Consider the following 14,902-nt stretch of genomic DNA (forward strand, 5'->3'; position numbering starts at 1 on the left):
CGATATTCTTCACATAACGTGATACGGGTCCCATGGAAACAGGGGAAGCCGACCGGTCAATGTACCGGCCTGCTTCCCCTGTTTGTCTTATTAAGCCATGTGACCGTTCTATTTAAGATGCGAGCTTTCATTCCGTTCCAGCAAATGAAATTCCTCTGTCAATGGATCATACGAGATGGTTGTAATGCTGGCGTTTTCTACGATTTTATGATCTTCTCCTGGCTTATTGCTCATTAGAAAGGAATAGAAATGGCCCAGTGTAGCTCCGTGAGATACAATTGCCACATCCTCATTACCACCTGTGATCTCTCTTATGGTTTTCCATGCCTCGACACAACGGTTTCTTATGGAGGTAAGCGTTTCACCGCCTGGAGGTGAGACTTCCTGGGGATTCATAGTCCAGCGCTTTAATTCCTCTGGAAACTGGTTTTCAATTTCAGCCCATGTAAGCCCTTCCCACTTTCCAAATTCCACTTCCACAAGAGGTTTTATTGAACACAGCTCTACCTTTTGCCTCTTAGCAATCATCTGTGCTGTTTCGGCTGCACGGATGAGAGGGCTTGAAAAAATTTTTGTTATTGGCCTTTCATCCATGGCTTCTGCCAGTTTCCGTGCCTGGATGCGTCCGGTTTCATTTAAAGGAATGTCATGGCTTCCCTGAATCATTCCCGCTATATTCCAATCTGTCTGCCCATGTCGTATGAGATAAATCTTCATTCGTAGTCCTCGTCCTCTTGTTCGATGAAATCAAACCCTTCTGCTTCTGATAGAGCATCCAGATCCATATTTTCTGCATTCAGGCTCATGGCCTCTATGGCCATCTTCATGATTCCATGGATTTCATCCACTGTCATCTTCATCTTATCTGCCAGCTCTTCTATGGTAGCTTCCCGTCCCAGGTCCTTAGAAAGAGCTTGTGAGACTGTCTGGAGTACATTGACTCTTGCAGCCAGCTCTTCTCCTGTCTGCTCCGCGGAAATTTCCTCATCAACGGCTGCCTGAAGATATTCTTTCATCATGGTTGCTGCAAAATGGTCAAATTCTTCCTTAACTGGAGCTCCCTCATACTGGTCCACTGCCATCATCAATGCCATGTTCGCTTCCTGTACCAGGTCCGTAAGAAGCACACCCTTACCATCATATTCTTTGGCATAGGAAAGGGCTGTTTTTAAATTTCCTTCTACAAGCCTTTTTTTCGCCTCATCTTTGCCTTCCTTTATATCATGTAAAAGAAGCTCAGTCTCCTCTTTTGTACAGGGACTGATGTCTCCCATTTCCTCTAAATACATTTTGTAAAAATCATCATGCATATATTTTTTCGCTCCTTTTTCGTTCATTCCTGATACCTGTGCCCGTTACTATACCGCACCCCAGGAAATTTGTCAAATTCCTTTACAAACCAATCAAATTCGTGATAGAATGTCCTTATACTTATAAGGAGGACTAATGATGGATATTAATTTTGAACTTTATAAAGTCTTTTACCATGTAGCTGCCACCTTAAGCTTTTCCGAAGCCTCCAAGCAGCTATTCATCTCCCAGTCAGCAGTCAGCCAGTCCATCAAGGTTCTTGAGAAAAAGCTGAATCAGACTCTTTTTATCCGAAGTACAAAAAAAGTCCAACTTACTCCGGAAGGTGAAATTCTTTTAAAGCATATAGAACCTGCCATCAACCTGATTCAAAAGGGAGAAAACCAGCTATTGGAAGCCAATACCCTAAACGGCGGTCAGCTGCGCATCGGTGCCAGCGATACCATATGCCGTTACTATCTGGTTCCCTATTTAAACCGGTTTCATAAGGAATTTCCAAATGTGCATATCAAGGTAACAAATCAGACATCCATTGAATGCGCTCACCTTTTGGAAAATGGACAGGTGGATTTCATTATTACCAATTATCCAAACTCAGGTCTCTCCAACGCTCAGAATGTTCGTGTCATCAATGAATTTTCCGATGTATTTGTAGCCAATGAAGAGTACTTTCCATTAAAAGGAGAAGAAGTAAGCTTACAAACGCTTCAAACTTATCCTATTTTAATGTTGGACAGAAAGAGTACCACCAGCGAATTTCTCCATCATATGTTTCAAAAGGAGCAGCTGGACCTGGTTCCTGAAATTGAACTTAGCAGTAATGATCTTTTAATTGATCTGGCCCGCATCGGCCTTGGCATTGCCTTTGTTCCTGATTTTTGCATCCCGGAACAAGACAAGGATTTATTCCAGGTAAAGCTCACAGAAAAGCTTCCGATTCGCCAGATGATTGTTGCTTATAATGAAAGTATTCCCGTTTCTCAGGCCACCAGACAATTCATGGATATGCTTTAATTTGCCCCGGAAAACCTGTCTTCCATGTGAATGGCAGGTTTTATTCATTCTTGGCTACATAAGCCATATGATAAACCTTCCACATCTCATTTTGGAACAGGAAGCCTTTCTCCTCGGCACTTTCCACCGTAAATCCCACCTTTTCGTAACAGCGTTTCGCACCAGGATTATTATCAAATACCTTAAGGGTAAGCTTTTTCATTCCAAGGATCTCTACGCCATACCGAACAGCCAGAGAGACCATCTCATAGCCTAGCCCCTTTCCCCTTAAATTGGGATCGACCACAATATATCCCATATGGATTCTTTCCGCCTCATAGTCTGCCCTTAACATGGAAAAGCTGCCAACCGGTGTCCCTTCCTCATCAATGGCGGTAAAGCCCCAGGACAGCAGATCATGTTCAAAGCCTTCATAATACTCCTTTATCTGTTCCTCAGTCAGAGGAAATGTAAAGCGGTCCCTGCACCAAAGCCGCATCATGTACTCATTGTCAAACCATGAAACCAGGTATCTGCCATCTTCTTTTTTACTTGGGCGAAGTCTCAATGTCCTCTTCATATTCATTCTCTCCTTTTCTCTCCCGCTGGCACCAGAATTCTTTTACTACATTCCCTACATTTTTAAGACGGACCTCATAATATCCATCCCACTCCCTTGGAAAAAGAGCCTGATAATCAGGTCTTAAAAATCTTTCATCCAACAGAGCTATGATTCCTTCATCTTCCACAGTCCGAATCACTCTTCCTGCTGCCTGCATTACTTTGTTCATGCCGGGATACTGATAGGCATAATCAAAGCCGTTTTGTTCCTTTTCATCAAAATATCCCTTTAATATTTCCTGTTCGGTACAGACCATGGGCAGGCCGGTTCCTACAATAACGGCGCCGATTAACTGGTCAGCCCTTAAATCAATTCCTTCTGAAAAAACTCCTCCCATCACGCAGAGAGCTACAAAGGAAAGCTCCCTGTCTTTTGAAAATTCCTGAAGAAACTCTTCCCTTTCCTCTTCATTCATGCTGGAAGCCTGAGATAAAAATGTAAAACCCAGATTCTCCAAAGAAGTCTCCCAAAGAACTTCTTCCACTTCCTTCAGAAAATGATAGGAAGGCAGAAACACCATATAGTTTCCCTTTTTTTCTGAAACAATGGCCGTTAAGTAATCTACCACCTTTTGATACTCTCTTTTATTTCTTCTTGTATAGCGGCTGCTGACATCTCCTGCAACCATCAATAGCCTTTTTCCCGGATCAAATGGAGAATGGGCATATACCGCATATTCTTCCTGGTCTCCGCTTAAAAGCTCCTTATAATAGGAAACGGGAAGCAGTGTGGCTGAAAAAAACACCGTTCCATTTCCTTTATTTAAGCACTCCTTTAAGTTTTTAGAAGGATTTACGCAAAACAGACGAAGCATAAACCGGCCATCATTTAGAAGCTCTGTATAAATACGGTAGTTCTCATCCAGACGTTCATAGATATTTATAAAGTCCCTGAGAGCAAAATAAAAATCCAGGACCAGATCGCGGTCTTTAAAATCCTGATGAACCTCCATAAACTTCTCCATCTCCCCAAACAGAGATAAGATTCCGGTAACAAAAAACCGTATATCTTCCAGAATCCGAAAGCTCTCGCATTCCCGTTTCATTTCAAGAAGCTCTTTGTTGCAGCGGTCTAAAAGCCTTACAAGCTTTGGGTCCATGGTTTTAATGATTTTTTTCTCAAGCAGGAAATCTTCCTTATAGAGAATGGCACTGTACATCTCTCTCCCTCTTGGTACCAGATTGTGTGCCTCATCCACCAAAAACAGGTATTCCCCGGAAACTCCTTCGGAAAAATACCGTTTCAGCTTTACGTTGGGATCAAATACGTAATTGTAATCACAGATTATGGAATCCGTCCAGCTGCTGATATCAAGACAGAATTCAAAGGGACATACCTGATGCTTTTTAGCATAAGCCAGAACAATCTCTCTGGTAATTCCGCTCTCCTGATGAAGGATATCATAAACCGCATCCCCTACCCGGTCAAAATGACCTTTTGCATAAGGACATGCATCCGGATTGCATTCCGGTGTCTCTAAAAAACAGAGCTTATCTTTTGCAGTTATGGTTACCGTATTAAGATAGAGCCCCTGCTCTCTCAAGAGTTCAAAGGCCTCCTCTGCCACACTTCTTGTAATGGTCTTGGCAGTCAGATAAAACAGCTTGTCCCCAAGTCCCTCTCCCATGGCTCTTATGGCTGGATAAATGGTTGAAAGGGTCTTTCCGATCCCGGTAGGTGCCTGTATAAATAAATTTCTTTTTCTTAATATACTACGGTACACAGAGACCACCAGCTCCTTTTGACCGGAGCGGTAAGGAAATGGAAACGAGAGCTCCCCGATGGATTCATCCCTTCTTATCTCATGAATGTATAGATATCTGGCCCATTTGACGTATTCGTGAATCAGCCCCTGAAACCAGGTCTCCAGTTCCTCAAATGTCTTATCCACCTGAAATCGGCGTATTTCCTCTGTCTCCAGATTGCAGTATGTCATCTGTATGACAGCACCGGGAAGTTTGTGGTCAAAGCAGTAAAAATAGCCATAGCACATGGCCTGGGCTAAGTGAACCTGGAATGGCTCGTCCAGATAGGATAGATCCATATACATTCCCTTAATCTCATCTATGGTAACACTGTCTGGCTTTTCTATGATTCCGTCAGCCCTGCCTTCAATTAGTATCTGAAACTGATCCTGATCTACGGTATGCTTTAATGATACCTCAGGCCGGTAATCCGTTCCCATACGGCGCTGAATCTTTCTGTGAATCCTGCTGCCTTCCTGCATGGCCATCTTTTCAGCTGCCGATGTTCTGCGGTTATCAATATCACCGGACCGTAATACGTACTCGACCAGATTTCTCACTGATATTTTTATAATTTTATTCTCTGACATATTTCTCCATTCCTTTTAGGGGTGAGAGTCTGGCTTCACAGACATACACAAAAAAAGGAAACTGTATGCCCTCTGGCTTACAATTCCCTTTTTAGATTGTTTGCTTATGCTGCGGAACACTTCTCCGGAGCTTTCTCCTTTAAAAATGCTTCAAAATCTGCATCTTCCCCATGGAGTTCCACGGTCAACACCTGCGTTAAATCCAGGCTTAAAACTCCTAATATAGACTTTGCGTCAATGGTCACTCTATTGTAATAAACGTCTATGTCGAATTTACATTTTGCAGCAGCGGTAACAAACTTTTTTGCCTCAGCAACGGTAGGCAGCATGATCTTATACTGTTTCATAATCAAAACTCCTTTTAAAATAAAGAAAAAGTCACTAAATACTTATATCATGATTGACACGTTTTGTCAAATTATGCTCCGGACTTAACCCTTTCTTCCTTTTTGTGCATATTTCGCAGTGGCAGCTCTTCATATGCAGGAATATCGATACATTTTTCTGCTGAGGTTCCTTTTATATCGGGAATTCTTGTCTTATTCTTATACATTTATTTCAAGCTTATGAATAAACCTTAAAATCTTAAACTTGATATAATTTTACCACAATCGGATTCCCTTTAACAGTAGAATAAATTTTTTATTTTATTCAAAAAAATGGTTGCAATTTAAAAACTTCTATGCTATACTTTCTAGGTGCTCGGGTGAGGGCACAAAAAGCTTACCAAAGGGGAATAGTTCAATGGTAGAGCAACGGTCTCCAAAACCGTAAATGGGGGTTCGAGCCCCTCTTCCCCTGCTCGTAGAGTCTCAGAATTCTTGATATAATCAAGATTTTGAGGCTTTTTGTTTTTAGGAATCAGCCCATAATGACTCTACCTTGTCAATAGCTCTTGGGTCATCTTTTATGATTCTTTTATATAATCCTTATTTACTATCACTCATACTCCTTTCCAAACAAATGCTAATTTAACAATGATATAAACCACTTATTTATATCCATAAATAATAAATCCTCTTTCATCCCCATCATACTCATAAGGTATATTATACTTTCCAAAAATTTGAAGTAGTTCTTCTTCCTTGTCAATGATGGTAGTTACTGGATCAAGCAGCCTTCCTACGTACTCACTTTCTTTTATTGTGCATGCTATTTTGAACCACTCGATGATTGCCATATTCATGTAATCAAAATGTTCATCTCCATATATTGTCCAATAGGTATTAGGAACTTCAACTTCAAAAAGTGTCTTATATTGTATCGGAATATCACACATTTGCGACTTTATTGCTTCTATTAATTTATGCCATTTTGTGTTATTCATGTAGGAAACAAGATTTCTCTTCTCAACTTCAGCAATTATTTTTTCGTTTAAAGTTTTTTTATTTTTATATTTTCCACCTTCGACTTCGTCTATCATTTTCTGCATGCCTTTAAAAAGATTACTATTAATCTCTGCAAAATGGTGAATTTCCGATATCTCCTGTTTATTGCGTACTATATAGTACCATCCAAAATGAGTCCATCCCGAAACAATAAAATGAAAATCCCCTTTCCATACGATGTCAAAAAGTATGGAACTTTCTTTTTCATCATGAGCAGTATTGGGCTGAACAATCCCACTTCTCGGATTCAAGTTCTTGCATAAATCATCGTAAAACATCATATCTCCTTAATTAATATCTGTTTTGTTAGATCCCACTCATCACCAGACATTATGTATGTCTCTGAGTAGCCTTAATTACTACCATACTTTTACCATTGCAATCAAACTTACCTACTACTTCATATTCATTCACTCTAACCTTTTTATTTTCCTCCATTATACTATCTTACCATTACAAAAGCCACCAGATTTTAATTGTCCAGTGGCTAATAAGTTCTCTGTTTACTCCTCCATTTTTACGATACCAATCTTCAATAGTGCTCAGCTCAGTATCAGTTAACCTGAATCTTGTAACCTATAAGCAGCCTATAACCACTTTCATTTACATCATTTTTCCACTATGATATAATAATTATGAACCATTCACTTTAACGATAGAATCGGTCAAATATATTATAAAGAAATGGAGTGATAACAATGACTGTGATTATATTAGCAGTTGGCATACCGCTTACATTGGCATTAATTCTTTTTACGATTAAAATGGGCAAGATGGTTTTTCATTCCCCGATTGTCGCATCAAACTTGACAAAGGGCCAGATCATCCATCTTGAGCAGGGCAGCTATTCCCTTTGGGGCGAGTCTAAGGCTTACAAGACCAACCGCTTAATGGTAGAAAATCCTATTCTTATAGGACCAGACTCCAGAAAGGTTTCCATGAGAGCCGGTATCACCGGTAGCAGCTCCGTATCACTTAGCGGGGTCAGCCGTAGTATATTATATACGTTTTCCGTTCCCTCCGGGGATTATGTTTTTGATCTGGAAAACAGGCCTTATTCACCACTGCCATTACCATCTTTTAGTACGCATGTAAAAGTATCTTATTTGATCCGGGAAAAAGTACCGGTTTTGTGTTATTTTGGTTTCAGTATCGGGCTCTCCAGTTCCATTGTAAGCTTAATTTTTACAGTGGTACTTGCAGTGATTTCGTAAGTGTGAATGAGCACCCGATTTTACTTCGCCTTCATATGGAGGTCAGCAAAATCCATGTAACAATTCCAGTCATACTCATCCATATCGTGATTTCCTGTCTTATAATGGTGTCCGATCCTTCCTTCGTGTACAGGCTGTTCCGGCAAGGGCCGTTTCTTCTGCCCGATTCCCTTCTTTCCAAAAAGCTCATAAACCGGACTAGCCTGTATACAGGATTCAAACTGCCCTTCCGGGTCAGCCCAGCTGTCAAAGGTCTTCGCTGAGGTGTAGACTAACCTTGGTGCAATGAGACCAAGAAGCATATGCTGGTCAAACGGAAGGGTTTCTTCTTTATCTACATATTTCTGATAGTTCTTACAGAACCAATAGGGGAATCGTTTGACAATATCTCCGATTTTTTCACCCTTTGCTCCTCTTGATAAGGCATCTCCGCTGTTTCCGGCACAGCTGCTTACTGCCATGGCGAAGCGTTCATCCTGAGCCGTCCCCCAAAGGGCTGTCTTTCCGCCTCTGGAGTGCCCAACCAAAGCTACCCGTTTCTCATCAATCAAAGGTTCCATCTCAAAATAGTCCATAATACGGCTAGCCGCCCAGGCCCAGGCAGTTATAGCTCCCCAGGCATCGTCTGATCTTCCTTCCACATATTCCGGGAACAGCCTGGAAAAGCCTGTGGTAAAGCCCTCATCATAGTCCGGTGATACCTCCTGGGTACGGAATGCTGCACAGGCGTATCCTCTGGAAATAATCGTTTCTGCCGGATAAAAGGAGCTTAGAAAATGTCTGGCCGGATCGCTGTCTTTGATTCCTCTATTGCAGACAGTAACAAAAGCAGGCACCGGGCCCTTTGCATCTGCTGGAATAAATGCTGCAAATGTAAAGCTAAAATGAATGCCGTTTCTGATTGCTTCCACTTCCACTGTGTTTCTGATTGCACGTCCCTGCATGATTTCTTCTGATCTTCTGGAATCCGCCACCCGTATCTTAATTTCAACCTCGCTCATGTCAGGCAGGAATCCGTATTCTTCCTGGCGAAACAGATTAAGAAGCTCAGATCTGCGTTTCTTGAGCCAGGTTTCCCAATCCCCGACCTCTGTCCCGTCAAGGCAGGTTAATATGGAGGGAATATTTCTTTTGTTTTCTATCATGACTCTTCCCCTCTCTTATTTGCTGTATTGCTTAATATCGCTTGGTGCAAAACCAAAACATTTCTTAAATACCTGAAAGAAGTAAGAGTAATCACTGTAGCCCAGCATACGTGATACTTCGTTAACTCTGTTCTGTGGATTTTTAAGCAGTATTTTGGCATTGATCATTTTTACCATAGTAACATAATTGGAGAACCCTACGCCGGTTTCTTTTTTAAAGCACTTGCTGAAGTAAGATGTAGATATCAACAATTCTTCGCAGATGTCTGATAATGAAATATTGCGCTGAATGTTCCTTTCCACATAATCGATTGCATTAAAAACCAGTTTGGAGTATTCCTCTCTGTTAGAACGAATAGATTGTACTTTACCTTCCAAGGAATCCGTCTCCTCCTCTTCTTCTCTTTCTTTATTTCTGGAAAGCGTGTCTACCGCCTTCTTTAAAGCCTGCTCCAGTTCATCTGTCATAATCGGTTTTAAGAGAAAATCACTGACACCATACCGGATGGCCTTTTGAGCATACTCAAAATGGCTGTAACCGGAAATTATGATGAACTGGGTATCCTGCTTTTGCTGATTTAATTTTTCAATAATATCAAGGCCGTTAAATCCCGGCATCTGGATATCAATGATCACGATATCCGGACATTCTTTGTGAATCAGTTCCAGGCCGGCAATTCCATCGTATGCCACTCCGGTAACTTCACATTGGAAGTTTTCCCAGTGAGTAGAACGCGCAATTGCTGTCACTGCTATCTTATTGTCATCTACGATTACTACTGAATACATAATGTCACTCCTTTTCGGACAATCAGGGCAGAGGAAATTCAAGCCTTACCTCTGTGTAATGAAGATATTCCGATTCTATATACACGCCGTACTCCGGACCATACATAAGCTGGATCCGGTCATGAACATTTTTAATACCAATCCGCTTTCTTTCTCCGTCCGCATGAATGGTGGTTAAGAGCTTATCAGGCGGTATGCCCTCTCCATCATCCCATATTTTTATGATCAGACGATCCTTTTCCTGATAAACAGAAATGCGAATGGTACAAATACCTATCTTCGGTTCCATGCCATGAACCAGAGAGTTTTCAATGATAGGCTGTAAAATACAGCTTGGTATCATAATATCCAGCAGACTTTCATCCACATCCCACTGAATATTCAGCCTGTCAGGATAAATATTGCTGTAAAGCTCCAGATAATTTTCTGCGTATTCAATTTCCATGCTTACGCTGCAGGTAGGCTGTGTGCGGTTAATGTTACCCCTGAAAAATTTGGATAAATAACAAATCAACCGGCTGACCTCTTCATCTCCATTGATTTGAGCAATGCCATTGATGGATTGGAGGACATTGAACAGGAAATGCGGATTGACCTGAGCCTGGAGTTCATGGTATTTGAATTCCAACAGCATGTATTCATTCTGCTGCTGAATTTCCTTTGCTTTAACCACCTCTGCCATGAGAGTTTCGATTCTGCCCGCCATTTCATGAATATGATCCGAGAGAACATCCATTTGGTCACCGCTGGAAAAAGAGGTGGCTTCCATATCAAATTTTCCCTTTGATATCTGACTGATGTTACGGAGCAGTATCTCCAGATTCCTTGCCATATTTCCAAACATGAGCCAGAGAAATATTATAATAAGAACAAATAAAAGAAGTCCCACTGCAGATATAAAGTAAAGAAGATCAGAAAATGTTCTGTATTTTTCCGTCAAATCAACCTCATGAGAGATCCGCAGCCGGCTCCTGTTAATAAAGTACTCTGCATACAGGTAGTCATGCTTGTTATTCTTTTTCTGGTTTTCCTGACTGGTGCCTTCATTGGTAGAGAATAGAAGGGCTTCGTTTCTATCATATAATGTGAAGTTCCCTATTCGATTGCTGTCTATGTTAGAAAATATTTCTTTCAAGGAACCATTCTGTACCTCTGCAATGACACAGCCGCAGAATTTCATACTACCCTGATCAAACAAATACCGCATGAGAATGATTCCGTTCTCATTGGGACTGCTTGTCCATACCGTATTTCCGGGCTGGTCAGCCAGATTTCCCAGATTCTTAAAATAAAGATTTCTCACGTCCTCATCTTTTGGTCTTTCTTCCCGAATTCTGGAATCCCGGTAAACCATATGAATGTTGTTAGCAGGATCTACGATGGCGACCCAGTTAATGTCATAATTGGCGCTGAGCATTTCTTCTAATTGCTTTCGGATCCTCTGGGTGAGAAATGGAACCTCCGTCTTTTCAGAACCAACCATCTGATATAAAAGCGGACCAAACCGTTCGTTTGTGGCTGACAATGGGATGGTATCCTCCACCAATTCCTTTAACGATATATCAATGTTTCGGCATATCTGCTCGGTTAAGGTATCCGACTGATTGGTCAGCTCTGTCTTAAACCAGTTGCTGCTGACCTTATAAATGCAGACCAGGGCTCCCAGAAATGTCACGCCTAACAGCATGGTGACCGCGATCATTTTAAAATACAGAGTTTTTCTGAAATGAATTTTTTTATCGGCGGGTCTCATCAGCCACCTCCTGTTTTTTCCAACTATATCAACTCATAATGAGAATGTCAACGACAGAAAGCGACTGATTATGGCAATATCAGCCCTTAACCGCACCGGAGGTAATTCCTCCGATAATGTACTTCTGAAGCATAAGGTAAAGAAGTAAGATAGGTATGATGGAGAGAATGAATAATGCAAAGGCAAGACCCAGCTCTATGCTGTTCTCTCCAAAGAAGAAATACTGGGTCAGTGGGATGTTCCGGACCTGTTTTTGCTGAAGCAGTGTTAAAGACATCTGGAAATCATTCCATACATTCAGTGAATTTAAAATAACAGATGTCAGTATGATTGGCTTCATCAGCGGAAATACAATGCGGAAAAATGTGGAATAGATGCCGGCTCCATCTATGGAAGCCGCCTCTTCCAGTTCCTTGGGGATGCTTTTAACAAAACCTGATACTAAAAGTACGGTAAATGCAATTTGAAAACCGACCTTTGCCATGATAAACCCATGAAGGGTATTTAACAGCTTCCATTTTGTCATATCGATATAGAGTGGGGTCATGATCGACTGAAATGGAATAATCATAGCTCCTATAAACAGATAATAGATTCCGTTATAGAACTTGTTGTTTTTTCTGGCAATGATATAAGCTGCCATGGTACAGAACAGGGTAATAAGCACAACCGATACGACTGTGGTCACAAGGCTGTTCTTAAGAGCCAGGCCGAAATTGGAGGTTTCTATGGCCCGTGTAAAGTTATCCCAGTGAATGATTTTGGGGAATGCCAGGCGATTGGCAACCATCTCTGGTTTTGATTTGACGGAATAAATAATTGCAATGTAAAAGGGACTGACAACCAAAAGAGTGATTGCAATTTTTATAATAAGAGTCAAGCTTTTCTTTAATGTCCGGTTCATTAGATCTCCACCTCCCTGGCTCTTAAATTCTTTGATACCAGTGTGCTGACAATGAAAATAGCTATGGTAAATACCACTGCAATTGCCTGTCCGTAGCCAGCTTTAAAATAAGTAAATAAGTTGTTGTAAATTAACATTGCCACAGTTTCAGAAGCTCTTCCCGGTCCTCCGCCTGTCGCTGCCATTGGATAATCAAACACCTTCATACCCCAGGCCAGAAGCAGGGTGAAGTTTGCGGTAATTGCCGGTGCAATCATGGGGAATGTGATCGCTTTGAACTTCTGCCATGACGTGGCGCCTTCCAGCTCTGCTGCCTCATAATAATCTTTGGATACTCCCTGAATCGCCGCAATATAAACGACCATACAGTAACCCGCATCTCTCCAGATAGAGATCACAGAGAGTCCGATCATGACCCAGACCCTGCTTCCAAGGGGACTTGGAATTCCAAACACATTAAAAAACACATCACTGTATACATATCTCCAGATATAGGAAGATAATACAAGGCTAAGACAATAAGGTACAAAAATACAAGTCCTGAGTAAGTTATTTACTTTTGATTTTTTCGATATCATCAGGGCAAAAAGCAAACCAAAAAGGTTAGAAAATACCATTGTAACTGCTGTAAAGATCAGTGTATTTTTTATGGCATTTAATACATTGGCATCCTGAAAAATACGGATATAATTGCTTAGGCCCACATATTTTTTAACCGGACTCATTCCATCCCATTTCGTAAAGGAGATCGGAAACCCCTGCAGAAACGGATAGACCACGAATATTGAGAATATAATCAGTGCCGGCAGTACAAAGGTAAATTCCTGCAGCCGTTTTTTCGTTTTCTGGTTCATTCATGCCTCCAATATGTTGAAAAAATAAAGTCAGGGTTTTATATAGCTTTAGCTACCTGCCACCCTGACTTCGTGAGTTATTTCATTACTTCATAAAATTACTGCCTGATGGATGCGATTTCATAATCAATGTCCTGAAGTAATTTTGCTACGTCACGCTGGCTGTCGTCCAAAGTGACAAATTCCTGAAGTTTGGTGCGGAATGCAGTGGAATACTCAGAGGTATAATCTGGCACCAGACTCTTGGAAACGATCATATCGTTATCGATATATGATTTGATTTCCTTAATAAAGTCATCTGCATCATCAGTTGAAACTGTTACATTGCTGGTCATTAATTTAGCAGTAGACATCCAGGTCTTTGAGCTTTCTTCATTGGCAAAATAATTTAATAATGCCATAACCGCTTCCTTTTGCTTTGTCTGGGAAGATACTACGAATACATCATCAATACCAACCCATAATTTATTGTCCTGGGCATTGTTTGACCATGGAGTCGGGAACATACCGAATTCACCATCCGGGCTTGCTGCAATAACGTCTCCCATGAGCCAGCCGCCGTTCATGTACATCGGTCTCTGACCTGCTGCAAAGTTCTGAATACCCTGTGTCTGATCTACAGCTGCATCACCTGCATCTTTGTAGGAAGCGAATTTAGAGAACATTTCCATTGCTTCTTTCACAGTTGCATTGTCAGACAGCTCTTTCTTGCCTTCCTGAGAATCTCTCCATACACTTTCATTTCCGGTGGAAGCTGCCATGCTTGTAAAGAAAGAATCAAGCTCATGGAATACTCCGTGAATGAAGTTGTAAGGATGTACAAATGGTTTAATACCTTTATCATTAAATGCGTCAGCTACTTTAAAGAACTCGTCCTTTGTCTTTGGAGCCTCTAATCCGGCTTCTTTAAACATCTTCTTGTTGTAGAAGGTTGCCTTTACCTGAGCATCGATAGGGAATCCGTAAACTCCGCCGTCAATGGTACATTCATCGGCTAACATTGGAAGTACATTTTTCATGCAGTCTTCGTCTTTTAAGTCCATAAAGTAACCGCCATCAACGAATTCTTTCATTGTCTGAGGCTTACCAAACATAATGTCCGGTGCTTCGCCTGCAGCAATATAGTTTTTATACGTTGCGATATAAGAGGAAGATGCTACGACCTCTACATCAACTTTAACTCCTGGGTTTGCTGCTTCAAATGCTGCTATCATAGCATCCAGAGCATCTCTTTTTGACTGTTCGCCCATGTAGTGAACCAGACGGATCGTAACCTCGTCCCCACTGGCTGCTTTTGTTGTCTCGCCTTTGTTATCTGCTTCTTTTGTCTCCTGACTTGTAGTCTCCCCTACGGTTTCTGTCTTACTTCCTGAGGAGCAGCCTGTTGCTGTTGCTGCCAAAAGACCGGCTAGCAAGAGGGCCGAAGCACGCTTAAAATACCTTTTTTTCATTTTACTTCCTCCTTAAATTTAGGTTCGTAATACTACCTCCTAAACATTTTAGCAAACGAAAGCGCATGGTCATATATTATTTTTTTGCTGTATTATTATTTTTCTTGTCTTTTTTGCGCAGTCAAGGCATAATACCACAATAT

General features: G+C 41.3%; 14 protein-coding genes and 1 tRNA gene. 3 read left to right on the forward strand and 12 right to left on the reverse strand.

Annotated elements, in window-relative coordinates; genetic code table 11:
* Positions 1-108 precede the first annotated feature (108 nt).
* Positions 109-717: a histidine phosphatase family protein gene (locus tag OW255_RS14045; protein WP_268114421.1), complete on the reverse strand. Its 609-nt coding sequence runs from the start codon at positions 715-717 to the stop codon at positions 109-111.
* Complete coding sequence (locus OW255_RS14050; RefSeq protein WP_268114422.1) at positions 714-1,310, reverse strand: sigma-70 domain-containing protein; 597 nt, start codon at positions 1,308-1,310, stop codon at positions 714-716. The genes OW255_RS14045 and OW255_RS14050 overlap by 4 nt, the downstream gene beginning before the upstream one ends.
* A gap of 139 nt (positions 1,311-1,449) precedes the next feature.
* Between OW255_RS14050 and OW255_RS14055 the strand changes: the two genes are divergently transcribed.
* A complete protein-coding gene (locus OW255_RS14055) occupies positions 1,450-2,325 on the forward strand; it encodes a LysR family transcriptional regulator (RefSeq protein ID WP_024838279.1) in 876 nt (291 codons plus the stop codon).
* A gap of 40 nt (positions 2,326-2,365) precedes the next feature.
* On the opposite strand, the gene OW255_RS14060 is transcribed toward OW255_RS14055, so the two are convergent.
* From OW255_RS14060 to OW255_RS14070, 3 genes are all read right to left on the reverse strand, one after another.
* Positions 2,366-2,884, reverse strand: a complete 519-nt coding sequence (locus OW255_RS14060; RefSeq protein ID WP_268114423.1) for a GNAT family N-acetyltransferase — start codon at positions 2,882-2,884, stop codon at positions 2,366-2,368.
* Complete coding sequence (locus OW255_RS14065; RefSeq protein ID WP_268114424.1) at positions 2,853-5,261, reverse strand: ATP-dependent DNA helicase; 2,409 nt, start codon at positions 5,259-5,261, stop codon at positions 2,853-2,855. The genes OW255_RS14060 and OW255_RS14065 overlap by 32 nt, the downstream gene beginning before the upstream one ends.
* A 104-nt stretch (positions 5,262-5,365) precedes the next feature.
* Entirely contained in the window at positions 5,366-5,608 is a 243-nt protein-coding gene (locus tag OW255_RS14070; protein WP_024838282.1) for an HPr family phosphocarrier protein, read from the reverse strand.
* Between the two features lie 383 nt (positions 5,609-5,991).
* Between OW255_RS14070 and OW255_RS14075 the strand changes: the two genes are divergently transcribed.
* Positions 5,992-6,062: transfer RNA gene (locus OW255_RS14075), tRNA-Trp, on the forward strand.
* Positions 6,063-6,252: 190 nt separating this feature from the next.
* Here OW255_RS14075 and OW255_RS14080 read toward each other — a convergent pair.
* On the reverse strand, positions 6,253-6,930 hold the full coding sequence (locus tag OW255_RS14080) for a DUF6678 family protein (RefSeq protein ID WP_268114425.1): 678 nt from the start codon (positions 6,928-6,930) through the stop codon (positions 6,253-6,255).
* 417 nt (positions 6,931-7,347) lie between these two features.
* Here OW255_RS14080 and OW255_RS14085 point away from each other — a divergent pair, with 417 nt between their 5' ends.
* Positions 7,348-7,863 carry a hypothetical protein gene (locus OW255_RS14085; protein WP_268114426.1) on the forward strand — a complete coding sequence of 172 codons (516 nt, stop codon included), beginning with the start codon at positions 7,348-7,350 and terminating at the stop codon, positions 7,861-7,863.
* Between the two features lie 20 nt (positions 7,864-7,883).
* Here the strand turns inward: OW255_RS14085 and OW255_RS14090 are convergent, their stop codons facing one another.
* The 6 genes from OW255_RS14090 to OW255_RS14115 all read right to left on the reverse strand — a co-directional run bounded on the left by OW255_RS14090 (position 7,884) and on the right by OW255_RS14115 (position 14,759).
* Positions 7,884-9,008 carry an alpha/beta hydrolase family protein gene (locus OW255_RS14090; protein WP_268114427.1) on the reverse strand — a complete coding sequence of 375 codons (1,125 nt, stop codon included), beginning with the start codon at positions 9,006-9,008 and terminating at the stop codon, positions 7,884-7,886.
* Between the two features lie 15 nt (positions 9,009-9,023).
* On the reverse strand, positions 9,024-9,797 hold the full coding sequence (locus tag OW255_RS14095; protein WP_024838286.1) for a response regulator transcription factor: 774 nt from the start codon (positions 9,795-9,797) through the stop codon (positions 9,024-9,026).
* Positions 9,798-9,819: 22 nt separating this feature from the next.
* On the reverse strand, positions 9,820-11,550 hold the full coding sequence (locus OW255_RS14100) for a sensor histidine kinase (RefSeq protein ID WP_268114428.1): 1,731 nt from the start codon (positions 11,548-11,550) through the stop codon (positions 9,820-9,822).
* Positions 11,551-11,629: 79 nt separating this feature from the next.
* The gene (locus tag OW255_RS14105; protein WP_268114429.1) at positions 11,630-12,454 is read right to left on the reverse strand and encodes a carbohydrate ABC transporter permease; all 825 of its coding nucleotides are present in this window, start codon (positions 12,452-12,454) and stop codon (positions 11,630-11,632) included.
* Complete coding sequence (locus tag OW255_RS14110) at positions 12,454-13,308, reverse strand: carbohydrate ABC transporter permease (RefSeq protein WP_024838289.1); 855 nt, start codon at positions 13,306-13,308, stop codon at positions 12,454-12,456. Before OW255_RS14110 ends, OW255_RS14105 begins: the two co-directional genes overlap by 1 nt.
* A gap of 98 nt (positions 13,309-13,406) precedes the next feature.
* The gene (locus OW255_RS14115; RefSeq protein ID WP_268114430.1) at positions 13,407-14,759 is read right to left on the reverse strand and encodes an ABC transporter substrate-binding protein; all 1,353 of its coding nucleotides are present in this window, start codon (positions 14,757-14,759) and stop codon (positions 13,407-13,409) included.
* Between the last annotated feature and the right edge of the window lie 143 nt (positions 14,760-14,902).

This window comes from Lacrimispora xylanolytica (genome assembly GCF_026723765.1).
Taxonomy (GTDB): Bacteria; Bacillota; Clostridia; order Lachnospirales; family Lachnospiraceae; genus Lacrimispora; species Lacrimispora xylanolytica.